This window comes from Pantoea sp. BL1 (assembly GCF_000963985.1).
Taxonomy (GTDB): Bacteria; Pseudomonadota; Gammaproteobacteria; order Enterobacterales; family Enterobacteriaceae; genus Pantoea; species Pantoea rwandensis_B.
In genome coordinates this window covers 49617-73593 of sequence record NZ_JZRH01000061.1, presented here as the reverse complement: position 1 = coordinate 73593, position 23977 = coordinate 49617, and the positions used below count along the sequence as shown (strand labels likewise).

The window sequence follows — 23977 nt, the reverse complement described above, 5'->3', positions numbered from 1 at the left end:
TTCCTCACGCATTTCTTCTCTTTCTCTCCATGATTGCCTGATTACTGTCTTTTATGCTTTCAGGGCTTTACTCAGACTCTGAGTAGTTGACGTTTGGCGTCGTATGCTTGTTTCCGAAGACGCGACACACCTTGTCGTCATGAAACTGAATAGTAAGGACAAATATTATGCGTAAACTCACTTCCCTGTTCCTGGCTACTGCAATGGCTCTTGGTGCTGCCAACATCGTCCACGCTGCAGCGGACAATCTGACACCACCGCCAGCAGGTAGCGAAAAACCGATGCACAAGCCGCCAATGCGTCATCACGGTATGGAGATGATGTTCAAAGGCCTGAATCTGACGGATGCGCAGAAAGCGCAGATCAAAACCATCATGCGTGACAGCCATAAAGAGATGAAACGTCCATCTCTGGAAGAGCGTCGTGCTAACCACAGCATCATCGCTTCAGATACTTTCGATAAAGCGAAAGCCGAAGCGCAGGCGGAGAAAATGACCGCCAACGCGAAAGATCGTGCGGTGAGCATGATGGAAACGCAGAACAAGATTTACAACGTGCTGACGCCTGAACAGAAAAAACAGTACAACGCCAACTTTGAGAAACGTCTGACAGAGAAAGGCCCGCATGACGGTAAAATGCCGCCACCGCCGGCTGATGGCGAATAAGCCGTTTAGCTTATCGGTTTGAGACCGCCGACGTTGTCCACTGCATATGATGCGTTGGGCAGCGTCGGCGGTTTTGTTTTAGAGTTCGATCAGCGGGAAAACCCCAGACAACAGCGGGCGACACAAAATTTTATAGCCGTCATGATCAAAGCCCTGGCGTGCGCGCTGCAGCTGGCGGGCCTCCGCTTCGGTGGTGACCGAACCGAGCCAGAACCAGTGATCGATGACGTGAATCTGTGTCATCTCTGCTCCCACTTCAACCATGCCAACCGGACCTTGCCACGGCCAGCACACCACGCGCATCTGTTCCAGTGCCTGATGCAAACGTTGCTGATGGGCTTCAACGGATTCGGTACCGCAGCACGCCCCGGCGCAGCGTTTTAGCGCGGCGCGAAAACAGCCGCGTCCCGGTGATAAGCGCTCTAATCCCAGTAATCCATGGCACAGGCGTTGTTCATCGGCAATCGCCTTGAGTTTTTCCATGGCCGCAAAGCGGCTGCGAAACAAACCGTAGAGGTTGGGGGAGCAGGAGAAGTCGAGATCTTTGGCGTAAACCACCTGCGGAGCGCCATCGCCAAGCTGCAACGAACAGAGCTGACGATTTTTGCGCAGGCGCTTATTAAACAGCGGCTGCTGCGTTTTAATCATCTGCGCTTCCAGCAGTTGCGCGCCAAGATCGCCCGCGGTAGGGATCCAGGTCACACGCCGCGCCTGACGCAACATGTTGGCTTCATCCGGCGTGCGAAAATGCGACATCACCCGGCTGCGCAGGTTGACGCTTTTGCCGATATACAGTGGCAAGCTGTCGCTCTCACCGTGAAAGGTATACACGCCTGGCTGATTCGGTAATCCTTCCAGCCATTGTCGTAAATGTTCGGGATATTGATAAATCGCGGCCGCATCAAATTCGAGGCGGTGGCTGGCTGCACGTCTGACCAAAACACACTCCGATTACTGGTTGTCCGTCCAGTATATCAGCGTGATGCTTTTCTCGCCAGTCAGCGGCAGAAGAAGGGCGTTTCCCGCGACAGCGGCGGGAAACGTAGAACAATTACTTTTTCCAGAAATCGTCAAACACGGTAATCGGCGGACGACGTTTGTGTTCGGTTTTGAGATACCAGCCTTCAATGGTCTTTGCGGCGGCGGCATCGATGGTTTTGCCTTCCAGATAAGCGTCAATCTGTTGATAGGTCACGCCAAGCGCCACTTCGTCCTGCAAGCCAGGACGATCGTCTTCCAGATCGGCAGTAGGATGCTTCAGATACAAGTGTTCCGGGCAGCCCAGCGTTTTTAACAGCTGTTTGCCCTGGCCTTTGTGCAGGCGGAAAATCGGGTTGATATCGGTGCCACCGTCACCGTATTTGGTGAAGAAACCGGTCACGGCTTCGGCTGCATGGTCGGTGCCCACTACCACGCCTTTGGTCATGCCGGCGATGCTGTATTGTGCCTTCATACGCTCGCGGGCTTTTTCGTTGCCGCGTACGAAATCGGAGACTGCGATGCCCGCTTCTTTCAACGCGCGCTCACTGGCGAGAATCGCTTCTTTGATATTGACCACTAACGTGCGATCCGGCTGGATAAACGCCAGCGCATCCTGACAATCCTGCTCATCGGCCTGCACGCCATACGGCAGACGTACTGCGATGAAGGTGTAGTCCTTATCGCCGGTCTCTTCTCGCAACTCGCGAATGGCGGTTTGAGACAGGATGCCAGTTAGCGTGGAGTCCTGTCCGCCGCTAATGCCAAGCACCAGCGTTTTCAGGAATGGATTGGCTTTCAGGTAGGATTTCAGAAAATCGACGCTGACGCGGACTTCCTGTTGCGGATCGATAACGGGTTTAACACCCAACGCTTCAATGATTTCCTGCTGCAGTGACATGAACCTCTCCTCAAGTCAGTAGCCTGACGGCACAATACGAATCATCTGCTAAAGCTAACGCCTCCGTTGGCAAACAACAAGCCGCATGGCTTGTTGTCGCACTTATTTGCAGGCTTTTCAGGCGCTTTTCGGTTTTTGTGCCAACAGTATGAACATCAAAATTGCCAGCATAAAGCAGCCAAAGATAGTGCCCGTCATGCTCGATACTGAGGTGCCGCCCAAACCGGTTACGGGCACGCTAATGGCACCTAACGTGAACATGGTGACACCAATTACCGCTGAGGCACTGCCTGCACGATGCCCCTGACTCTGCATCGCCAGAGACGAAGCCGTCGTCGCAATGACACCGTTACTGGCAATGGTGAAGAACAGTGCCAGCAGGATCACCGGCAGCGGTGCCCCGGTCAGACCCGCTAATAACAGACAGCTCGACGCCACGAATGCCAGCGTCAGCCCGCCTTTTAGCACGCGATATTCTCCCCACAGTGGGCACAAACGTGCACTGGTTTGAGATGCAATAATCAGGCCGAAGCCATTAGCAGCGAAACAGAAGCTAAACGCCTGGGGTGAGAGGCCGTAGATTTGCTGTAACACAAATGGGGAAGCGCCGATGTAGGCAAACATGCCGGACATCATAAAGCCCTGCGTCAGGCAGAAGCCCATGAAGCGACGATGAGTAATCACCTGGCCGAGTGCTGCCCAGGCGGAAAAGATTGAGCCCTGGCTGCGACGTTCAGCGGGCAGCGTTTCGTGCAGTTTCCAGCGTGCGAGGAAGATCAGCAGTACAGCGATACATCCGAGTACCACAAAAATGCCGCGCCAGTTCAGCACCGTCATTAACATACCGCCGAGCACCGGTGCACCAATTGGCGCCAGGCCATTCACCAGCATCAGCAGGGCAAAGAAGCGAGTCAGTTCATGGCCGCTGTACATATCGCGTGCGATAGCGCGTGACAACACCGCGCCGCCTGCACCCGCCAGACCTTCAAACAGACGTGCTACCAACAGAGAGTGAATGTCTTTTGCCAGCGCGCAGCCAATTGACGCGATAAATAACAGCACCAGCGACAGCAACAACGGGCGGATACGGCCAAACTTGTCGCTCATCGGGCCAAACAGCAATTGTCCGGCGCCAAGGCCCAGTAATCCTGCGGTTAAACTTAACTGCGCGGTGGCGGTTTCGGTATGCAGATCGCGCGCCAGTTCAGGTAAGGCGGGCAAGTACAGGTCGATACAGAGCGGTCCAAGTGCCGCGAGCAGGCCCAGCGTAATGGCGTAAACCAGCCGATTAGAGTGTGCAGGTGTCATTGATCCTCTGTTTTATTGATGTCTTAAGATTTTTTTTGCCGGGAGATTATACGAAGCGTGAAGCGGCAACACAGCAACTTTACGTAAAACTAACGCTTCAGAATGGGCTTAAAGCGAAGCCATTAAGTTGATAAATCTGGATTTATGTTCCAGGCTTAGTGTGACATGGACAAAGTATGAGGAATATAAAGATGAATAAAGTGCTGGGATGTATCGCTGCCGCTATGACGCTGGTAGCCTTATCGGGTTGTACGACTTATGACAAAGCCGAAAGCTATGTGACTAAGCCGGTGGTTAAAGATGTGAAAAAAGGAATGACGCGCGATCAGGTACGCCAGATTGCGGGTGCGCCATCAACTGAAATTACCATGGTACATGCCCGTGGTACTTGCCAGACCTACGTGCTCGGCGAGCGTGATGGTAAAGCACAGACCTACTTTGTCAGTTACAACGATGTGGGCCGCGTGATGAACTACGGCTTCCAGAGCTGTAAAGACTACGATACCGATCCGCAAGCTGCACAGTAATTCTTGCCGAATACAAAAAGGCCCGTCGATGACGGGCCTTTTTTCGTTTTACACTTACAGTCCGTACGGGCGGGGCACTTCAACATAATTGCCGCCCATCTCACGCTGATAGTAGTGACCTTCCTGCACGTAATAGCGTTTTCCGTTGAAATCCAGCACGCGCATTCCGCCCTCTGGCGGTGCTTCAGGCGCCTGAACGACGACATAGGTATCGCCCTGACGCTGGTAGTAGTTGCCATTCAGCATGTAATAGGTGAGACCGCCAATCAGCACCGCAGTAGCCGCTTCAGGTAAGAAGCGCAACGGACCCGGGCCGCCCCAACGTGGGCCACCTCCCCAATGTGGACCCCCACCCCAATGTGGACCTGGGCCGGGGCCCCAGCCGTAAGGGTGGGCAAAACTGATGGCTGGCGTTAATAAGGTTAACGCCAGCACCGAGGCGATAACGTTTTTCATCGGTGATTCTCCTGCTATGACTGATAGCAGAATTCGCCTTTTAATGACAAAACTCAAGTGAAAAGTGGCTGATTTTTCGTCTGTTTACCATGCTTAACGCTTTCCTGACGCTAGCGCCACGATCGGGGGGAATTGCGGAGTTTCAGCCATAAAAAAACGGCAGGCGATGAGGCCTGCCGTTGTTCTGTTGCGTCGGAATTAGCGATGCGCCAGTTCAGCGTGCTCGTCGCTTTCCAGCACTTTTTTATCGGTCAAACCGAGCCAGCGACTGGTGAGTGAACCTGCTGTCATCGAACCATTGACGTTCAATGCGGTACGGCCCATATCGATCAGCGGCTCGATGGAAATCAGCAGGGCAACCAGTGTGACTGGCAAGCCCATCGCTGGCAGCACAATCAGCGCAGCGAAAGTGGCACCGCCGCCAACACCGGCAACACCGGCCGAGCTCAGCGTAACGATACCGACCAGTGTCGCAATCCACATCGGATCAAACGGGTTAATGCCGACCGTTGGTGCAACCATCACCGCCAGCATGGTCGGGTACAAACCGGCGCAACCGTTCTGACCAATGGTGGCACCAAAGGAAGCCGAGAAGCTGGCAATCGATTCCGGCACACCAAGACGGCGCGTCTGCGTTTCCACGTTCAGCGGAATGCTGGCCGCACTGGAACGGCTGGTGAAAGCGAAGGTGATCACCGGCCATACTTTGCGGAAGAAGCGCATCGGGTTGATGCCGTTCACGGACAGCAGCAGGGCGTGCACGCCAAACATGATCGCCAGACCGAGATAAGAGGCCACCACAAAACCGCCCAGCTTGATGATGTCCTGCAGGTTAGAGCCCGCCACCACTTTGGTCATCAGCGCCAGCACACCGTACGGCGTCAGCTTCATGATCAAACGCACCAGTTTCATCACCCAGGACTGCAGCGTATCAATTGCCACCAGTACGCGCTCGCCTTTGACTTTGTCATCCTTCAGCAGCTGCAATGCCGCCACGCCGAGGAAGGCAGCGAAGATCACCACGCTGATGATCGAGGTTGGGTTAGCGCCCGCCATATCGGCAAACGGATTTTTCGGGATAAAGGAGAGCAGCAGCTGCGGCGTACTGAGATCTGCGACCTTGCCTACATAGTTGCTCTGGATCGCGCTCAAACGTGCGGTTTCCTGCGCACCCTGCACCAGGCCTTCTGCGCTCAGGCCAAACAGCCCGGTGACCATCACACCCACCAGCGCGGAGATCGCGGTGGTGAACAGCAATACGCCAATGGTCAGCACGCTGATCTTGCCGAGTGAAGAGGCATTATGCAGGCGCGCGACAGCGCTCAGGATCGACGCAAACACCAGCGGCATTACAATCATCTGCAGCAACTGGACATAACCGTTGCCGACAATGTTGAACCAGCTGATTGAATCCTTAACCACCGGGCTGTTTTCGCCATAAATGGTTTGCAGCGCCAGACCGAACAGCACGCCAATCACTAAGCCAGTCAGCACGCGTTTCGACAGGCTCCAGCTTTGGTTGCCAATGCGATTCAACAGAATCAGCAACGCAACAAAGGCGATGATATTAATAATGAGGGGAAAATCCATACTCGACTCCAGAGGTGTGCCGCGCAGCACGTTTGGCTGGCACGGAAAACAGTAAGTTCCCGTCAGGGAATGTCAGGAATGTTAACAGTTCAGGAAAGTGCAGGCTTATACTCAAAAGGAATGGTTTATAACTTTATTGATTGATCTGCCTGATTATTGACCGTTTTGACCATTAACCAGCCGACCGACTCCATTTTGCAGCGTATTAAACAGTTGCTCGGGCCAACCGTTGGCACCAAAAGAGGGCATGCCAGCGGGAAACCAAAGTGCATATCCGACCAATGCGAGGCAAAGTGCGCGCTCCAGCTGATTACCTTTTTGGCTGTTGAGCAGCGGCAGGCGGAAACGCCAGCGGCACGGCCACAGCAAGGGGACGCCTGCGGGGGTCAACATGTCGGCGACGATGTGACTGAGATAGCCCAGCGTCATCCCCTGTAAGACATCGGCAGGCAGGAACCAGTCCGCCGGGACGTTAATCTGGAATAGCCACAGGCTGACCGCCACCGCCAGCAAACTGTGAGTAAATCCACGATGGCCAAAGGCGCGAGCGATAGGTTGCGAGATCCATTTCAGGCGCTGGCCTAACACAGATTTAGGATGGTCAATATCAGGCAGCAGACAGGTCAGAAGTGCAGCAGGCACGAGATGCCACCAGTCGGCGCTGGCCATGACTGGCGTCAGCTCCGCACGCTTAGCAAAAATCGCGCTGGCAATGGCAAAAATGATATGGCCTTCGGCCGTCATGATGAAACCTGGCTGCAAAAACTGTCGATGCATCCAGTATAGGGATTTATCCAGTGAAATAGAACGGTGACGCTGTAACGAAGCGTTAATATTTTTCGCTTTCCCGCGTCATAATGACGCGGGAAAAGAACAGGTTAGCGTGCTAACCATCCACCATCGACGGCCAGCGTGTAGCCGTGCACATAATCTGCAGCGTCAGAAGCCAGAAACACGATCGGACCCATCATGTCATCCGGAACACCCCAGCGTCCGGCAGGGATGCGCCCAAGGATCTCTTCATTGCGCGACTCATCATTGCGCAGTTGTTCGGTGTTATTGGTCGCCATGTAGCCAGGAGCGATGGCATTCACGTTAATGCCGTGTTTCGCCCACTCATTGGCCATCAGCCGCGTTAAACCCATCACTGCGCTTTTTGACGCAGTGTAAGAGGGCACGCGGATGCCGCCCTGAAAGGAGAGCATTGAGGCGATATTAATAATTTTGCCGCCGTTGCCCTGAGCGATAAACTGACGCGCCACCTGCTGAGACAGGAAGAACAAGCTTTTGCTGTTGATGTTCATCACATCGTCCCAGTCCTGCTCGCTGAAGTTGAGCGCATCTTCACGGCGGATGATGCCCGCATTATTCACCAGAATATCGATACGTCCTGCCTGAGCCACGGCTTGCTCAACGATCTGCGGCACCCCTTTCGGCTGAGTCAAATCGGCCTGAATCGACCAAAAGCGGCGTCCCAGGGCTTCAACTTTAGCCTGTGTATTGGCAGGACCGGCACGGTTAACGCCGATGATGTCACAGCCGGCTTGCGCCAACCCTAAGGCCATCCCCTGACCTAAACCAGTATTGCAGCCGGTGACCAGCGCAATTTTGCCTTCAAGATTAAATGCGTTAAGAATCATCTTCCGCTCCTGTTAGCGCAGCGCGCTGATGCTGACGTGATCCATGTCATCAAACACCTGGTTTTCGCCCACCATGCCCCAGATAAAGGTATAGCGCTGTGTCCCCACACCGGCATGGATTGACCAACTCGGTGAAATCACCGCCTGCTCGTTGTGCACCAGTAAATGGCGCGTTTCCTGCGGCTGACCCATCATGTGGAAAACGGCGCTGTCATCTGCCATATCAAAGTAAAAGTACACTTCCATGCGACGTTCATGGGTGTGACACGGCATGGTGTTCCACAGATTGCCGTCATCAAGACGCGTGAGTCCCATGGTGAGTTGGCAGGTAGGTAACACATCCGGCACGATAAATTTATTAATGGTGCGACGGTTTGAGGTCGCAGCATCGCCTAACGTGGCTTTGACTGCATCCTGCAGGGTAATCTTTTTATCCGGATAACGGGTATGTGCGGGTGCGCTGTTGTAGTAAAACTTCGCTGGAAGATTGGCGTTGCTGCTGCGGAAAACCACGCTTTTGGCACCCTGGCCAACATACAGCGCCTCCTGATGGCCCACCTCCCAGGTTTTGCCATCGACGTCAATCAAGCCCGGTCCGCCAATGTTGATCACGCCCAGTTCGCGGCGTTCGAGAAAATAGCTCACGCCTAGCTGCTTGCCGACTTCCTCACCGATCGTCACCGACTGCTGGATTGGCATAACACCCCCAATGATGATGCGATCAATGTGGCTGTAAGTGAGGGTGTAATTGTCGGCTTCAAAAATTTTCTCGATCAAAAATTCGCGACGTAATCCGGCGGTGTCCAGATTTTTAGCATGCTCAGTATGAATGCTTTGACGAACGTCCATCTCAGACCTCTCAAAGTTATAGGAAGTGTCCCGAAGTGGGTCTTTGGGCATCTTAGGCAGGATGGGACATGAATTCAATAAAAATGAAACGTTGTTTTATTTAATTGTGTGGGCGATCAAATACACACGGTTATTGCTGTAGTGAGTGCTCAGAAAAACAATGGAAAGCGTTGCCCACAGGTGGGCAACGAGAGTGGATGGGCTGCGTCCTGGCCCGACACAGGTGTATCAGAATTAATTGAACAGATGCTCAGCTTTCAACTCGGTCAAATTCGCCAGCTTCACATTGGCCAGCGCCCAACGCGCATCATCCGCGTACTCGGCTGCAGGCACCACAATCGAACGCATGCGCGCGGCTTTGGTGGCGATCATGCCATTAAACGAATCTTCCAGCGTCAGACAGTTCAGCGGATCCACCGCTAACTTCGCCGCCGCATCCAGATACACCTGTGGATGAGGTTTGCTGTAAGGCAGGGCTTCGGCTGAAGCAATGGCGTCGAAGTATTTGCGCAGGTCGAACATCTCCAGCACGCGCTCCAGCATAAACAGCGGTGACGCTGAGGCGAGGGCGATCTTCAATCCCTGCTGCTGGCAAAGTTGCAATGCCTGTTCAACGCCGGGCAGTAATGGACGCGTCTCCTCAACCAATGCCAGTGCGCGGGCAATGATACGTTGCGTGACTTCCGCCTGATCCGGGCCGTTCCACGGCAGGGCTTCAAACCACATACGGACGGTTTGATCGATGCGCAAACCCAGCGTATCGGGCAGTTCATGGCGGCGGGTAATATCCACCCCCAAACTGGCAAATACATCCAGTTCCGCCTGATCCCACAGGGGTTCAGAATCGATCAGCAATCCGTCCATATCAAAAATAGCGGCCAACACCGGGCGACGATAAGACATACAACAGCTCCGTTTGAAATTTGCCCTACCATACCATGTGCAGCCGGTAAATCCGACTCACGGCAGGTTACGCATTTTTCAGGAAAAAAAGCCGCAGTGCAGGTAGACTTAGGGCAAAACTACTTTATGTGAAGGGAGACACCATGACTTACCAACAGGCTGGCCGCATCGCCATCCTTAAGCGAGTGGCTGGCTGGGTAATTTTTATTCCGGCGCTGCTATCCACCATTATTTCAATTCTCGGCTTCATGTTTAAACACAGTGAAAAGCAGCCGGGCATTGATGCCGTGATGCTCGATTTTGTCCATGTCATGGTCGACATGATCAAGTTCAACACGCCGTTTTTGAACCTGTTTTGGCAAAATTCACCGGTTCCGGAGTTTAATGGCGGTGCCAATATTGGCTTCTGGATCATCTACATCCTGATTTTCGTCGGCATTGCGCTGCAGGCGTCAGGCGCACGCATGTGGCGTCAGTCGCGTCACATCAAGGAAGGTATTGAGGATCAGTTGATTCTTGAACAAGCCAAAGGAACAGAAGGACGCACACGTGCGCAGCTGGAAGAGAAGATCCATGTCCCGCGACATACTATTTTGCTGCAAGTTTTCCCGCTCTATATCCTGCCAATCGTGATTGCTATTGCGGGTTATTTTGTCCTGAAATTACTGGGCATGTTGTAAGGCGTCAGGCCGGCCTGGCCTGACGTTGTCCTAATGCATCTTCATTTAACAACTGGTCAATCGCGAATTGTGCGGCGTTTGTCCAGTTACCGGCAAACACGTTGGCGCGGTTGAGCAAATAGTAGAGCTGGTACACAGGCTGTCGTTGCGAAAACCCTTCTGCCAGCGGCCACACCGAGTGATATCCCTCGTAAATCTGGCGTGGCAATTCGACGTAGTAATTCAACATCGCGAGATCGCACTCCCGATCGCCCCAATAGCAGGCGGGGTCAAACAGCCATGGCCCACTACTGCTATCCGCGCAGTTAGCAGGCCACAAATCGCCGTGTAATAGAGAAGGCTGAGGATGATGATTGGCCAGCGCGCGTTGCACGCAATCGACGATCAGTTCGGTATTGCCGTATTGCACCCCTTTCTCAGCGGCCAGTTGTAATTGCCAGCCAATACGCTGTTCAGCAAAGAACACCGACCAGCGGCGTAGCCAGCTGTTGGGCTGGGGGGAGGTGGTGATGTTGTTATCGTAATCGAGGCCAAACTGCGGTTGCTCGCTCCATTGATGCAGGTGAGCTAACTGCTGGCCAAGCTGGAAGGCGCTGTGTTCTTTCAGCGCCTCTGGCTGAATATACTCCAACAGTAAAAAGCTGCTGTCGCGGTCATTCCCGACGCCATACACTTTTGGCACCCGGACCGTCTGTGTCCGCGCCAACAAGCCCAACTGATCCGCTTCCCAGCTAAACAGGGTGAGCATATCGCGCGTATTACATTTTACGAAAACGTCGAGATCGCCGTAGCGGAGGCGCCAGGCAGGATGCACATCGCCACCAGGGAGTTCGTAACGTTCAGTGATTTCAGCTTCACCGGCGTGTTCGCTTAACAGACGACTAATGGCTGACCACATTGGGTAATCCTCTTTATTCGCTGCGTAAGTTTGATTGTAGCGCTCAAAACTTCAGCAAAACCAGTGGTGGGGCGATTATTTGTGGCGCGTCAGGGTTTTGCCTTTAGAAATTCGGATAGCGTGCTGATTTTCACCTCTGCCTGGCGGTGCAAAGCAACATCGGCCAGCCCGGCTGCGTGTTCCGCAATCTCGTGTTGTTCCAGGGCAGTGATGATGCCAAAACTGTTGGTCCCCAATTCATGTGAACGGCCCTCGTCGTCATGCAGGGTCGTGGTGTAACCGCCATTGACCATCACACTGTTCAGAGATTGCAGATCGCCTAAGCTCTCATCCGAATAGCTTAGCGTGACAATGTAACGTTTCAGGTCGTGGTCACTCATCATTCACCTCGTTGTTATGGAACAAATTCCAGCGTAGACCAGCGCTGCGAATAGAGCGAATTCTGCGCAATTAGGAGGGGAAAGGAGGCGTAAATCTGCGTCAACAGGCTTCAGAAAATTCTTGTATCAATTGGGCTGCTATTTGGTTAATTGCCTCTTATAATGCGCAGCGGAAATGGGAAAGCTCCTATTAACCATGCGGTTCCAGCGCGGAACCTGGCATTTCTGGCACCTTCATACTTTTTTACAAAACTTACCGTAAATTGCATTGATTGGCCGGGAAAACTCTTCAGACTCACTCTTTTTTAAACTGCCGTACGGGTCACATTTAATGAAAGCCTTTAATAAGCTGTCCGCTGTTGTATTGCTCTCTGCTGGAGCATTTTGTCACCAGGCATTAGCTGATAACACTGTTTTTACCTCTATGGATGACCCTTCAACGGCAAAAAAACCGTTTGAAGGCAGCGCGTCAGCGGGATATCTGGCTCAAACCGGTAACACCACCAGTTCAGCGCTGAGTGCTGCGACCAACATGACCTGGTATCAGACCAACACCGCTTACAGTCTCTGGGGTAATGCCGCGAACAACTCCTCAAACGATGAGCGTTCGTCAGAGACCTACAGCCTGGGTGGTCGTACTCGTTACAACCTGAACAGTGCTGACTACCTGTTCGGCCAGGCAAGCTGGTTGAGCGACCGTTTCAACGGTTATGACTCACGCGATGTGTTGACCGCAGGTTACGGTCGCCAGATCCTTAACGGCCCGGTGCATTCACTGCGTGCTGAATTCGGTCCAGGTGTTCGTTATGATGACTTCCACGCGGGTGGCCACGAAACCAAAGCCCTGGGCTATGGTGCGGTGAGTTATCAATGGCAGCTGACGGATACCACCAAGTTCATTCAGGGTGTATCTGTGCTGAGCAGCTTCGGTGATGACACGACGGTGAACTCCGAAACCGGCTTGGAGGTAGCGATTAACTCGCACTTTGCGCTGAAGCTGGCTTACAACGTGACCTGGAATAACAATCCGCCAGAGTCTGCGCCGGATCGTACTGACACCAAAACCACCATCCAGCTTTCTTACGCGATGTAAGCGAGCCGTGATGAAGAAACCGTTGCCGGCCTGCGCCGCGCAGCGGTTTTTTTTTATCTGTCGATGGCTTAGCGCATTTTTCGCGGGTTTAGATCGCGGCAGAAAGCTGCTATTATCTCCGGCGCTTTACATTCCTGGCGTCATTCCGACAACGTGGGTCTGACATTACGCCGGGTTACTCAAACAGAACTCAATGTTGCATGTAGGCTTTCGTGTGGCTTACCACTGCAATTAAGGATATGAAATGCCAGTAATTACTCTTCCTGATGGCAGCCAGCGCGTATTTGACCGTCCGGTCAGCGTGATGGACATCGCTCTGGATATTGGACCGGGTCTGGCGAAAGCCTGCATTGCCGGTCGTGTTAATGGCGAGCTGGTGGACGCGGTTGATCCGATCACCGAAGATGCTCAGGTGGCAATTATCACCGCCAAAGATGAAGCCGGTCTGGAAATCATTCGTCACTCTTGTGCACACCTGTTAGGGCATGCAATTAAACAGCTGTGGCCGAATACCAAAATGGCGATTGGTCCGGTGATCGATAACGGCTTCTATTATGACGTCGATTTGGATCACACCCTGACGCAGGAAGATCTTGAGCTGCTGGAAAAGCGTATGCACCAGCTGGCTGAGACTAATTACGATGTTGTGAAGAAGAAGGTGAGCTGGCAGGAAGCGCGTGACGTTTTTGCTGAGCGTGGCGAAAGCTACAAAACCACCATTCTTGACGAAAACATCAGCCACGATGATCAACCTGGTTTGTATCATCATGAAGAATATATCGACATGTGCCGCGGTCCGCACGTGCCGAACATGCGTTTCTGCCATCACTTCAAACTGCAGAAAATCTCCGGTGCTTACTGGCGCGGCAACAGCGACAACAAAATGCTGCAGCGTATTTACGGTACAGCGTGGGGCGACAAGAAGCAGCTGGCTGTCTATCTGCAGCGCCTGGAAGAAGCGGCGAAGCGCGATCACCGTAAAATCGGTAAGCAGCTCGACCTGTACCATATGCAGGAAGAAGCGCCAGGTATGGTGTTCTGGCACAACGACGGTTGGACCATCTTCCGTGAACTGGAAGTGTTCGTCCGTACCAAGCTGAAAGAGTACGATTACCAGGAAGTGAAAGGTCCGTTCATGATGGACCGTGTGCTGTGGGAAAAAACCGGCCACTGGGAAAACTACAAAGAAGCGATGTTCACCACCTCTTCAGAGAACCGTGAATATTGCATCAAGCCAATGAACTGCCCTGGCCACGTTCAGATCTTCAATCAGGGTCTGAAATCCTACCGTGACCTGCCGCTGCGTATGGCGGAATTTGGTAGCTGCCACCGTAATGAGCCTTCAGGCGCATTGCACGGCCTGATGCGCGTTCGTGGTTTTACCCAGGATGATGCGCACGTCTTCTGTACTGAAGATCAGGTTCGTGATGAAGTGAACAGCTGTATCCGCATGGTTTACGACATGTACAGCACCTTCGGTTTTGAAAAAATCGTGGTGAAACTGTCGACCCGTCCGGAGAAACGTATCGGTACCGATGAAATGTGGGACCGTGCGGAAGTGGATTTAGCAGAAGCGCTGAAGGAGAACGAAATTCCGTTCGAATATCAGCCAGGAGAGGGTGCCTTCTACGGCCCGAAAATTGAGTTTACCCTGTACGATTGCCTCGACCGCGCATGGCAGTGCGGCACCGTTCAGCTAGACTTCTCCCTGCCAAAACGTTTGGACGCCACTTATGTGGGCGAAAACAACGATCGTCAGACGCCGGTCATGATTCACCGTGCGATTCTCGGTTCAATGGAGCGCTTTATCGGCATCCTGACCGAAGAGTTCGCGGGCTTCTTCCCGAGCTGGCTGGCCCCGGTGCAGGCTGTGGTGATGAATATTACCGACAGTCAGGCAGAATATGTCAGTGAATTGACAAAGAAATTGCAGAAAGCTGGCATTCGTGTCAAAGCAGACTTGAGAAACGAGAAGATAGGCTTTAAAATCCGCGAGCACACATTACGTCGCGTCCCTTATATGCTGGTTTGCGGTGAGAAAGAGGTGGAAGCAGGCAAAGTTGCCGTGCGCACCCGCCGTGGTAAAGACCTCGGGAGCATGGACGTAGATGTGTTTGTTGAGAAGCTGCAACAAGAGATTCGCAGCCGACATCTTCACCAATTAGAGGAATAAGGTTATTAAAGGCGGAAAACGAGTACAACCGACGCGTCCGAACCGTATCAACGGCGAAATCCGTGCTACCGAAGTGCGCTTAACTGGCGTAGACGGCGAGCAACTTGGCATTGTGACATTGCGCGAAGCAATTGAGAAAGCCGAAGAAGCTGGCGTAGATTTAGTTGAAATCAGCCCGAACGCCGAACCGCCGGTTTGCCGTATTATGGATTACGGCAAGTTCCTTTATGAAAAGAGTAAGTCTTCTAAGGAACAGAAGAAGAAGCAGAAAGTTATCCAGGTTAAGGAAATCAAATTCCGTCCTGGTACCGATGATGGCGACTATCAGGTCAAACTACGCAACCTGATTCGCTTTCTGGAAGAGGGCGATAAAGCCAAAATCACACTGCGTTTCCGTGGTCGTGAAATGGCGCACCAGCAGATCGGTATGGAAGTGCTTAACCGCGTCCGTAAAGACCTGTGTGAAGATCTGGATCTGGCCATTGTCGAGTCCTTCCCGACTAAGATCGAAGGCCGCCAGATGATCATGGTGCTCGCACCGAAGAAGAAACAGTAGGCCTTCAAGTAATAATGCCGCGCAGCGTTCGCGCTGTGCGGAATTTTATTCGCCTGTCTGATTCATTTTATTAACAATGCGAAGTGGATATTTGTAAAAATGCCAAAGATTAAAACTGTCCGTGGCGCGGCTAAGCGCTTCAAGAAGACCGCTTCTGGCGGCTTCAAGCGTAAGCACGCGAACCTGCGTCATATTCTGACTAAGAAGTCTACCAAGCGTAAACGTCACCTGCGTCCGAAAGGCATGGTGTCTAAAGGCGATCTGGGTCTGGTTGTTGCCTGCCTGCCGTACGCATAAGTAAACTTTTTATAAATCTGCCTGAACACTTTGCGTACTGCAGGGAATAGGGCATCACAGAATATGATATAGGAGAGCTCACATGGCTCGCGTAAAACGTGGTGTAATTGCTCGCGCACGTCACAAGAAAATCTTAAAACAAGCTAAAGGCTACTACGGTGCACGTTCACGTGTTTACCGCGTTGCTTTCCAGGCTGTTATCAAAGCTGGTCAGTATGCTTACCGTGACCGTCGTCAACGTAAGCGTCAGTTCCGTCAGCTGTGGATCGCGCGTATCAACGCTGCGGCCCGTCAGAACGGTATCTCTTACAGCCGTTTCATCAATGGCCTGAAAAAAGCCTCTATTGAAATCGACCGTAAGATTCTGGCTGACATCGCTGTATTCGACAAAGTGACCTTCACGGCACTGGTCGAAAAAGCAAAATCAGCTCTGGCGTAAGTCAGATGAAAAAGGGAGCTTGCTCCCTTTTTTATTGCCTGCAACTCACGCAAAAGATTGACATTTTAACCGCTGGGCTTTTCAATAGTGCGGTTTCTATCAAGACAAGGTAACGCAAGCATGCACGCTGCTATTTTCCGTTTCTTTTTTTACTTTAGCGCCTGACAATCGGGGGCTTTTGCGCATAAGAAAAGAAACGAAAAATCGCGCTGAAAGCCTCCCTCGTGGAGGCTTTTTTGTTTCTGGCGACACTTAATCGGATCTCACGGTCCTTACAAGAACTGACCAGCCCGGCTGGAAGAAGAGGAAATCATGTCCCAACTCGCAGACCTGGTGGCCCGTGCCACGGCCGCTATCGACGAGGCGTCGGATATCGCCGCCCTGGACGCCGTGCGCGTCGAATTCCTGGGTAAGAAAGGGCACCTGACGCTGCAAATGACCACCCTGCGTGAACTGCCAGCGGAAGACCGTCCGGCAGCAGGCGCGGTGATTAACGAAGCGAAGCAGCAGGTACAAGACCGCCTTACCGAGCGTAAAAACACCCTGGAAAGCGCTGAACTGAATGCGCGCCTCGCCGCAGAGACCATCGATGTCTCGCTGCCTGGTCGTCGCGTTGAGAACGGTGGATTGCACCCGGTGACCCGCACCATCGACCGTATCGAAAACTTCTTCGGCGAGTTGGGCTTTGCGGTGGTCACGGGTCCGGAAATCGAAGATGACTATCATAACTTCGACGCACTCAACATTCCCGGCCACCATCCGGCGCGTGCTGATCACGATACCTTCTGGTTCGATGCCACCCGTCTGCTGCGCACCCAGACGTCTGGCGTGCAGATCCGCACCATGAAAAACCAGCAGCCACCGATCCGCATCATCGCGCCAGGTCGCGTGTATCGTAACGACTACGATCAAACGCACACCCCAATGTTCCATCAGATGGAAGGCCTGATTGTTGATAAAGACATCAGCTTCACCAATCTGAAAGGCACGCTGCACGATTTCCTGAACAACTTCTTTGAAGAAGACCTGCAGATTCGCTTCCGTCCTTCTTACTTCCCGTTCACTGAACCCTCCGCAGAAGTGGATGTGATGGGTAAAAACGGCAAGTGGCTGGAAGTGCTGGGCTGCGGCATGGTGCATCCAAATGTTCTGCGCAATGTCGGCATCGATCCGGAAGTTTACTCGGGCTTCGCTTTCGGCATGGGGATGGAGCGTCTCACCATGCTGCGTTATGGCGTGAACGATCTGCGCGCCTTCTTCGAAAATGATTTACGTTTCCTCAAACAATTTAAATAAGGGCAGGTTATCCAATGAAATTCAGTGAACTCTGGTTACGCGAATGGGTAAATCCAGCCCTGGACAGCGCTGCGCTGTCTGAGCAAATCACCATGGCCGGCCTGGAAGTGGACGGCGTGGATCCTGTCGCCGGTGCGTTCCATGGCGTGGTCGTGGGTGAAGTGGTGGAGTGCGGCCAGCACCCGAACGCCGACAAACTGCGTGTGACCAAAATCAACGTGGGCGGCGAGCGCCTGCTGGATATCGTTTGTGGCGCGCCAAACTGCCGCCAGGGCCTGAAAGTCGCCGTGGCGACCGTCGGCGCTGTGCTGCCAGGCGATTTCAAAATCAAAGCCGCGAAACTGCGCGGTGAGCCTTCAGAAGGCATGCTGTGCTCGTTCTCTGAGCTGGGTATTTCCGACGATCACAGCGGCATTATTGAACTGCCCGCTGATGCGCCGATTGGCACGGATATCCGCAGCTATCTGCAACTGGATGACAACACCATTGAAATCAGTGTGACCCCTAACCGTGCTGATTGCCTCGGTATTATCGGCATCGCGCGCGATGTGGCGGTGGTCAACGGTTTGCCACTCACAGAGCCAACGATTGAGCCCGTTAAGGCAACAATCACCGATACCTTCCCGATTCGCGTCGACGCCACAGAGGCTTGCCCACGTTATCTGGGCCGCGTGGTGAAAGGGATTAACGTAAAAGCGGCAACGCCACTGTGGATGCGTGAAAAACTGCGTCGCTGTGGAATCCGTTCTATCGACCCGGTGGTAGATATCACCAACTACGTTCTGCTGGAACTGGGTCAGCCAATGCACGCCTTTGACCTCGACCGCATTGACGGCGGCATTGTGGTGCGCATGGCGGAAGAGGGTGAAGTGTTGACGCTGCTGGATGGCACTGAAGCCAAACTCAGCAGCGATACGCTGGTGATTGCTGACCATCAAAAAGCGCTGGCGATGGGCGGTATTTTTGGTGGTGAGCACTCTGGTGTGAACGAAGAAACCAAAAATGTGCTGTTCGAGTGTGCCTTCTTTGAACCGCTGGCGATCACCGGCCGTGCACGTCGTCAGGGCCTGCATACCGATGCGTCACACCGTTACGAGCGTGGTGTTGATCCGGCGCTGCAATTCAAAGCCATTGAGCGTGCGACCCAGCTGCTGCTCGACATCTGCGGTGGTGAAGCAGGTCCGGTTATCGATCAAACCGACGCCAGTAAATTGCCTGAGCGCGCCACTATCACTTTGCGTCGCGAAAAGCTGGACCGTCTGATTGGTCACGAGATCGCCGATGAGCAGGTCACCGATATCCTGACGCGTCTGGGTTGCGAAGTGAGCGTGGGCAATGGCGAGTGGACAGCCGTTGCGCCAAGCTGGCGTTTCGATATGGCGATTGAGGAAGATCTGGTTGAAGAAGTGGCCCGCGTGTACGGCTACAACAACATCCCAGACGTGCCAGTGAAAGCCAACCTGATCATGACTCAGCATCGCGAAGCGGATTTGTCGCTGAAGCGTGCGCGTAACCTGCTCGTCGATAAAGGTTATCAGGAAGCCATTACTTATAGCTTCGTTGATCCAAAAGTGCAGCAGTTGCTGCATCCGGGTGAAGAGGCCTTGATTCTGCCAAGCCCAATCTCCAGCGATATGTCGGCGATGCGCCTGTCGCTGTGGACGGGTCTGCTCGGCGCGGTGGTCTATAACCAGAATCGCCAGCAGGGTCGTGTACGCCTGTTTGAAAGTGGTTTACGCTTTGTTCCTGATACGCAGGCCGATCTCGGTATCCGCCAGGATCTTATGCTGGCGGGCGTTCTGAGCGGTAATCGCTATGAAGAGCATTGGGATCTGGCGCGCCAGGCGGTTGACTTCTATGATTTAAAAGGCGATTTAGAATCGCTGCTGGATTTGACCGGTAAACTTGAAGAGATTTCTTTCCGTGCAGAAGCCAATCCGGCGCTGCATCCGGGACAGAGCGCGGCAATTTATTTACGCGGCGAACGAATCGGATTTATCGGGGTGGTTCATCCGGAGCTGGAACGTAAGCTGGATCTCAACGGCCGCACCTTAGTGTTTGAACTGCTTTGGAATAAGGTCGCAGACCGCGTCCTGCCTGACGCGCGCGAGATTTCACGCTTCCCGGCGAACCGTCGTGATATCGCTGTGGTAGTGGCTGAAAACGTGCCCGCAGCAGATATCATCGCGGAGTGTAAGAAAGTTGGCGTAAATCAGGTAGTTGGCGTAAACTTGTTTGACGTGTACCGTGGTAAGGGCGTGAACGAGGGCGAAAAGAGCCTCGCGATTAGCCTGATTTTGCAGGATACCAGCCGGACACTCGAAGAAGAGGAGATTGCCGCGACCGTTGCCAAATGCGTTGCGGCATTAAAAGAGCGATTCCAGGCAACCTTGAGGGATTGAACCTATGGCGCTTACAAAAGCTGAAATGTCAGAGTACCTGTTTGAAAAACTCGGGTTGAGCAAACGCGATGCCAAAGAGTTGGTTGAGCTCTTCTTTGAAGAAGTTCGCCGCGCGTTGGAGAATGGAGAACAGGTTAAACTGTCCGGATTTGGTAATTTTGATCTGCGTGACAAAAACCAACGTCCGGGCCGTAACCCGAAGACGGGGGAAGATATTCCTATCACTGCCCGCCGAGTGGTGACCTTCCGTCCGGGACAGAAGTTGAAAAGTCGCGTTGAGAACGCGACACCGAAGGACGCTGACTAATTTCAGTATGACAAAAAGGCCGCTTAGCGGCCTTTTTTATTGGCTGCAAGTTAGCCATTCTGCGCAATTTTTCCATAATGTCAGGATTTCGTAAGTATGCGGAAAATAGGATGAAAATCGGCACTGGCTGATAGTGACTGTCGCAATTCATTTGTTATAACAGCGCCATCACATAACAAGGGGTATTGCTGATGAAAAAGACAGCACTTTTACTGGGCATCCTGTTAGGCATGCCGCTGCTGGCTAGCGCCAATGTTTCCGTTAACATCAACACACCGGGTGTCTCTATTCATATCGGTGATCAGGATAAACGTGGCTACTATTGGGATGGCTACGACTGGCGAGCGCCAACCTGGTGGAAACAGCACCACAATCAGCGTGTTGGCATGAAAGGCCCACACGGTTACTGGAACGGTAACGGCTGGCAGTCACAGCACCCGGGCAATGCGCCGCGCCACGATAACAAACCGCAGCCGCGCGACCAGCATCATGACCCGCGTGATAGCCACGATAACCACGATAAGCGTGATAATCACGGTCAACCGATCCCTCCTCATCAGTAAGCATTGCTCAGCGGCACCCACTCGGTGCCGCTTTCTTTTTGCCACAATCTCACTACAATCAAATCTCTGTTTTCTCAGCCAATCTCATCTATGACTCTGTTGGACCAGCTTGCTTATCAGGCCGATCGTCGCAGCCAGCGCTGGCTAATGCTGCTGAGTGCCACTCTGCTACTGCTGTTTGTACTCAGTCTGTGTGCCGGAGACAGCTGGATTTCCCCAACCCAATGGTTTACATCGAAGGGTGATCTCTTCGTCTGGCAGTTACGCTTACCGCGGACGCTGGCCGTGCTACTGGTGGGCGCAGCACTGGCGGTGTGTGGTGTAGTGATGCAGGCGCTGTTCAACAATCCGCTGGCAGAACCCGGCCTGCTTGGCGTATCAAATGGCGCGGGCATTGGGTTAGTGTTGGGTGTCATGCTGGGCAATGGCTCGTTATGGAGCCTGGCGCTGGCGGCGATGGCGGGCGCATTATTGATCACGCTGATCCTGCTGCACTTTGCCCATCGTCAGCTTTCAGCCAGCCGCTTATTGCTCACAGGGGTCGCGCTCGGCATTATCTGTAGCGCAGTGATGACATGGGCCGTGTACTTTAGCACCAGCCTCGATCTGCGGCAGTTAATGTACTGGATGATGGGCGGCTTTGGCGGTATTGACTGGCGCTATGGCTGGATGATGCTGGCGCTGTTGCCGGTTACTCTGCTGCTTACCGCCACCGCGCGTACGCTGAATTTACTCTCACTGGGGGAGACCTCGGCGCGTCAGCTAGGCCTGCCGTTGTTGTTATGGCGCAACCTGTTAGTGCTGGCGATGGGCTGGCTGGTTGGCACCAGCGTGGCGATGGCCGGTGCCATCGGGTTTGTCGGATTGGTCATCCCTCATCTGTTACGCTTAAGCGGTTTTAGCGATCATCGTTACCTGCTGCCCGCCTCGGCGCTGGCAGGGGCTGCGGTGCTCCTCGGGGCAGATATTATCGCCCGACTGGTGCTGACGTCGGCAGAGCTGCCGATTGGCGTGGTCACCGCCACCCTCGGCGCACCGCTGTTTATCGTGCTATTAGTGAAATCTTCGCGCTAGCAATGGCTGGCATCTTGGTCTCAACAACAGGAATCGACAATGAGCATTTATCAGACAGAACTGGTTACCCTGGACGGCGAAAAAACGACACTGGCACAGTATCAGGACAACGTACTGCTGGTGGTCAACGTGGCGTCAAAATGTGGGCTGACGGCGCAGTATGAGCAACTTGAATCACTGCAGAAAGCCTGGCAGGACAAAAACTTTAGCGTGCTGGGTTTCCCGTGCAATCAGTTTCTGGAGCAGGAGCCGGGCAGCAACGAAGAGATCAAAACCTTCTGTAGCACCACTTATGGTGTGACTTTCCCGATGTTCGATAAAACCGATGTGAACGGTGCAGATCGTCATCCGCTGTATGCGCAGTTAACGGCAGCGCAGCCGGAAGCCGAACGTCCTGAAGGCAGCGGTTTCCTCGAGCGTATGGTGAGTAAAGGTCGTGCACCTAAAGCTGAGGGCGACATTTTGTGGAACTTCGAAAAATTCCTCATCAACAAACAGGGCAAGGTGATTGCGCGTTTTTCTCCGGATATGACGCCTGATGATCCGATCATCCTGAAACGCGTTGAGCAGGCGCTGGCAGAGTAAATGCTGTTGCAGTGTCAGGGAGTCAGCGTCGCGGGACGTCTGGCTCCGGTTGATCTCAGCGTCAATGCGGGTGAATGGATACATCTGGTGGGCCCGAATGGCGCGGGAAAAAGTACTTTGCTCAGTGCGATGTCGGGATTATTACCGGCTCAAGGCGTGATTCAGCTTGCAGGAATGTCGTTGGGCCGCTTAAGCGGGTCCGCGCTGGCTCAGTGGCGTGCCTGGTTACCGCAACAACAAGACGCGTTAGGGACCATGCCCGTCTGGCACTATCTACGATTGCATTTCTCTTCGGCGTCGCCGCAGGCAGATGTCACACTCAATGATGTGCTGACGCAACTCAGCGTACAGGACAAATTAACCCGTAAGCTGACGCAGCTCTCCGGAGGCGAATGGCAGCGCGTGCGGCTGGCGGCGGTGGTGATGCAAATCCATCCAGCGATCAATCCTCACGGCAAGCTTTTAATTCTGGATGAGCCACTGACGGCGCTGGATGTCGCACAGCAGCGAGCCGTGGACAAATTGCTGCTCCAGCTGTGCCGCGCCGGTATCGCGGTGATTGCCAGCGGCCACGATCTTAACCACAGTCTGCGCCATGCTGACCGCGTAGGGTTGATGCATCAGGGGGAAGTGGTCATGCAGGGACGTGCGCGGGAAGTCCTCACCGCCGCCAATCTCTCTCCGCTTTACCAAACCGAGTTTGAACAATTGGATACGCCGCAAGGCCCTTTGCTGTTTATTCCCTGAATAACATTGCCTGTTAAGCAGATTTGCCGCTAAAGTGTCATCCGGGCGACGGATTTAGGGACATTCTGATGCGAATAACGGTATTTCTTCTGATGATGCTGCTGGCTGGGTGTAGTAGCCATCACGCGCCGCCGCCGAATGGCCGTCTTTCTGATTCCATCACCGTGATTGCCCAACTCAATGATCAGTTAGGTCGCTGGCGTGGCACGCCTTATCGCTACGGCGGATTAAGTCGAGGCGGTGTAGACTGCTCTGGTTTTGTTTATCTGACCTTCCGCGATAAATTCGATATGCAACTGCCGCGTTCTACCGTCGACCAGACGGATATTGGCACACGCATTGATAAACGCGATTTGCTGCCCGGTGATCTGGTCTTCTTTAAAACGGGCAGTGGAGAGAATGGCCTGCATGTGGGTATTTACGATACCGATAACACCTTTATCCACGCTTCTACCAGCCAGGGCGTGATTCGCTCTTCACTGGATAACGTCTATTGGCGCAAGGTATTTTGGCAGGCACGTCGTATCTGAGTGATTACCATACCAGTGCTGAATGACCTATTCTCTTCATGGTTTTTTCAGCCGATTTATTATTGAATTCCCCTCAAATTTAACTCTCATTTAAAATGGCACTTTACCTGCGACCGCATTAATACTAAAAATAAGACTGA

Annotated in this window: 28 protein-coding genes and 1 other annotated feature; of the genes, 17 read left to right on the top strand and 11 right to left on the bottom strand. The window is 53.3% G+C overall.

Annotation, left to right across the window (positions count from 1 at the left end; translation table 11 throughout):
• Positions 1–167: 167 nt before the first annotated feature.
• Entirely contained in the window at positions 168–665 is a 498-nt protein-coding gene (spy, locus tag VH86_RS23065; RefSeq protein WP_038647366.1) for an ATP-independent periplasmic protein-refolding chaperone Spy, read from the top strand.
• Positions 666–743: 78 nt separating this feature from the next.
• Here the strand turns inward: spy and cho are convergent, their stop codons facing one another.
• The 3 genes from cho to VH86_RS23050 all read right to left on the bottom strand — a co-directional run bounded on the left by cho (position 744) and on the right by VH86_RS23050 (position 3852).
• Positions 744–1604, bottom strand: coding sequence for an excinuclease Cho (gene cho / locus VH86_RS23060; RefSeq protein ID WP_045834227.1), 861 nt, complete (start codon positions 1602–1604; stop codon positions 744–746).
• A gap of 112 nt (positions 1605–1716) precedes the next feature.
• Positions 1717–2544 carry an ammonia-dependent NAD(+) synthetase gene (gene nadE, locus VH86_RS23055; RefSeq protein WP_045834226.1) on the bottom strand — a complete coding sequence of 276 codons (828 nt, stop codon included), beginning with the start codon at positions 2542–2544 and terminating at the stop codon, positions 1717–1719.
• A gap of 117 nt (positions 2545–2661) precedes the next feature.
• Entirely contained in the window at positions 2662–3852 is a 1191-nt protein-coding gene (locus VH86_RS23050) for a multidrug effflux MFS transporter (RefSeq protein WP_045834225.1), read from the bottom strand.
• A 191-nt stretch (positions 3853–4043) separates the two neighbouring features.
• Between VH86_RS23050 and osmE the strand changes: the two genes are divergently transcribed.
• On the top strand, positions 4044–4379 hold the full coding sequence (osmE, locus tag VH86_RS23045; RefSeq protein WP_038647358.1) for an osmotically-inducible lipoprotein OsmE: 336 nt from the start codon (positions 4044–4046) through the stop codon (positions 4377–4379).
• Positions 4380–4433: 54 nt separating this feature from the next.
• On the opposite strand, the gene VH86_RS23040 is transcribed toward osmE, so the two are convergent.
• The 6 genes from VH86_RS23040 to hxpB form a co-directional block, all read right to left on the bottom strand.
• Positions 4434–4835 (bottom strand): DUF6515 family protein, encoded by a 402-nt coding sequence (locus tag VH86_RS23040; RefSeq protein ID WP_045813959.1) that lies wholly within the window; start codon positions 4833–4835, stop codon positions 4434–4436.
• Between the two features lie 198 nt (positions 4836–5033).
• Positions 5034–6425, bottom strand: coding sequence for an L-cystine transporter (locus tag VH86_RS23035; RefSeq protein ID WP_038647354.1), 1392 nt, complete (start codon positions 6423–6425; stop codon positions 5034–5036).
• A gap of 153 nt (positions 6426–6578) precedes the next feature.
• A complete protein-coding gene (locus VH86_RS23030) occupies positions 6579–7169 on the bottom strand; it encodes a metal-dependent hydrolase (protein ID WP_038650160.1) in 591 nt (196 codons plus the stop codon).
• Positions 7170–7303: 134 nt separating this feature from the next.
• The gene (gene kduD, locus VH86_RS23025; RefSeq protein WP_045834224.1) at positions 7304–8065 is read right to left on the bottom strand and encodes a 2-dehydro-3-deoxy-D-gluconate 5-dehydrogenase KduD; all 762 of its coding nucleotides are present in this window, start codon (positions 8063–8065) and stop codon (positions 7304–7306) included.
• A gap of 12 nt (positions 8066–8077) precedes the next feature.
• The gene (gene kduI, locus VH86_RS23020; RefSeq protein ID WP_045834223.1) at positions 8078–8914 is read right to left on the bottom strand and encodes a 5-dehydro-4-deoxy-D-glucuronate isomerase; all 837 of its coding nucleotides are present in this window, start codon (positions 8912–8914) and stop codon (positions 8078–8080) included.
• 234 nt (positions 8915–9148) lie between these two features.
• Positions 9149–9817: a hexitol phosphatase HxpB gene (gene hxpB, locus VH86_RS23015; RefSeq protein ID WP_045834222.1), complete on the bottom strand. Its 669-nt coding sequence runs from the start codon at positions 9815–9817 to the stop codon at positions 9149–9151.
• Between the two features lie 143 nt (positions 9818–9960).
• Here hxpB and VH86_RS23010 point away from each other — a divergent pair, with 143 nt between their 5' ends.
• The gene (locus VH86_RS23010; RefSeq protein WP_045834221.1) at positions 9961–10497 is read left to right on the top strand and encodes a YniB family protein; all 537 of its coding nucleotides are present in this window, start codon (positions 9961–9963) and stop codon (positions 10495–10497) included.
• 4 nt (positions 10498–10501) lie between these two features.
• On the opposite strand, the gene VH86_RS23005 is transcribed toward VH86_RS23010, so the two are convergent.
• Both VH86_RS23005 and ghoS read right to left on the bottom strand, forming a co-directional pair.
• Entirely contained in the window at positions 10502–11395 is an 894-nt protein-coding gene (locus tag VH86_RS23005; protein ID WP_045834220.1) for a fructosamine kinase family protein, read from the bottom strand.
• 89 nt (positions 11396–11484) lie between these two features.
• Positions 11485–11778 carry a type V toxin-antitoxin system endoribonuclease antitoxin GhoS gene (gene ghoS, locus VH86_RS23000; RefSeq protein ID WP_231647374.1) on the bottom strand — a complete coding sequence of 98 codons (294 nt, stop codon included), beginning with the start codon at positions 11776–11778 and terminating at the stop codon, positions 11485–11487.
• A gap of 328 nt (positions 11779–12106) precedes the next feature.
• On the opposite strand from ghoS, the gene VH86_RS22995 reads away from it, so the two are divergent.
• The 14 genes from VH86_RS22995 to VH86_RS22935 all read left to right on the top strand — a co-directional run bounded on the left by VH86_RS22995 (position 12107) and on the right by VH86_RS22935 (position 23837).
• Positions 12107–12868 (top strand): YdiY family protein, encoded by a 762-nt coding sequence (locus VH86_RS22995; RefSeq protein WP_045834219.1) that lies wholly within the window; start codon positions 12107–12109, stop codon positions 12866–12868.
• A 244-nt stretch (positions 12869–13112) separates the two neighbouring features.
• Positions 13113–15041, top strand: coding sequence for a threonine--tRNA ligase (gene thrS, locus VH86_RS22990; RefSeq protein ID WP_045834218.1), 1929 nt, complete (start codon positions 13113–13115; stop codon positions 15039–15041).
• A gap of 4 nt (positions 15042–15045) precedes the next feature.
• Positions 15046–15597: a translation initiation factor IF-3 gene (gene infC / locus VH86_RS22985; protein ID WP_034821726.1), complete on the top strand. Its 552-nt coding sequence runs from the start codon at positions 15046–15048 to the stop codon at positions 15595–15597.
• A 99-nt stretch (positions 15598–15696) separates the two neighbouring features.
• Positions 15697–15894 carry a 50S ribosomal protein L35 gene (gene rpmI, locus VH86_RS22980; protein WP_006118955.1) on the top strand — a complete coding sequence of 66 codons (198 nt, stop codon included), beginning with the start codon at positions 15697–15699 and terminating at the stop codon, positions 15892–15894.
• 82 nt (positions 15895–15976) lie between these two features.
• On the top strand, positions 15977–16333 hold the full coding sequence (rplT, locus tag VH86_RS22975; protein WP_007892678.1) for a 50S ribosomal protein L20: 357 nt from the start codon (positions 15977–15979) through the stop codon (positions 16331–16333).
• A gap of 115 nt (positions 16334–16448) precedes the next feature.
• Positions 16449–16574, top strand: a sequence feature (Phe leader region).
• Positions 16454–16498: a pheST operon leader peptide PheM gene (pheM, locus tag VH86_RS25815; protein ID WP_121626058.1), complete on the top strand. Its 45-nt coding sequence runs from the start codon at positions 16454–16456 to the stop codon at positions 16496–16498. Its footprint overlaps the feature before it by 45 nt.
• Before the next feature lie 71 nt (positions 16575–16645).
• Positions 16646–17629 (top strand): phenylalanine--tRNA ligase subunit alpha, encoded by a 984-nt coding sequence (gene pheS / locus VH86_RS22970; RefSeq protein ID WP_038647337.1) that lies wholly within the window; start codon positions 16646–16648, stop codon positions 17627–17629.
• A 14-nt stretch (positions 17630–17643) separates the two neighbouring features.
• Entirely contained in the window at positions 17644–20031 is a 2388-nt protein-coding gene (gene pheT / locus VH86_RS22965) for a phenylalanine--tRNA ligase subunit beta (RefSeq protein ID WP_045834217.1), read from the top strand.
• 4 nt (positions 20032–20035) lie between these two features.
• Positions 20036–20338: an integration host factor subunit alpha gene (ihfA, locus tag VH86_RS22960; protein WP_007892687.1), complete on the top strand. Its 303-nt coding sequence runs from the start codon at positions 20036–20038 to the stop codon at positions 20336–20338.
• 191 nt (positions 20339–20529) lie between these two features.
• Complete coding sequence (locus VH86_RS22955) at positions 20530–20901, top strand: DUF2502 domain-containing protein (RefSeq protein WP_045813965.1); 372 nt, start codon at positions 20530–20532, stop codon at positions 20899–20901.
• Positions 20902–20991: 90 nt separating this feature from the next.
• Complete coding sequence (gene btuC / locus VH86_RS22950) at positions 20992–21975, top strand: vitamin B12 ABC transporter permease BtuC (RefSeq protein ID WP_045834216.1); 984 nt, start codon at positions 20992–20994, stop codon at positions 21973–21975.
• Positions 21976–22014: 39 nt separating this feature from the next.
• Entirely contained in the window at positions 22015–22560 is a 546-nt protein-coding gene (locus VH86_RS22945) for a glutathione peroxidase (protein ID WP_038647329.1), read from the top strand.
• Entirely contained in the window at positions 22561–23307 is a 747-nt protein-coding gene (btuD, locus tag VH86_RS22940; protein ID WP_045834215.1) for a vitamin B12 ABC transporter ATP-binding protein BtuD, read from the top strand.
• 68 nt (positions 23308–23375) lie between these two features.
• Positions 23376–23837, top strand: coding sequence for an NlpC/P60 family protein (locus tag VH86_RS22935; protein WP_045813968.1), 462 nt, complete (start codon positions 23376–23378; stop codon positions 23835–23837).
• The last annotated feature ends 140 nt before the right edge of the window (positions 23838–23977 follow it).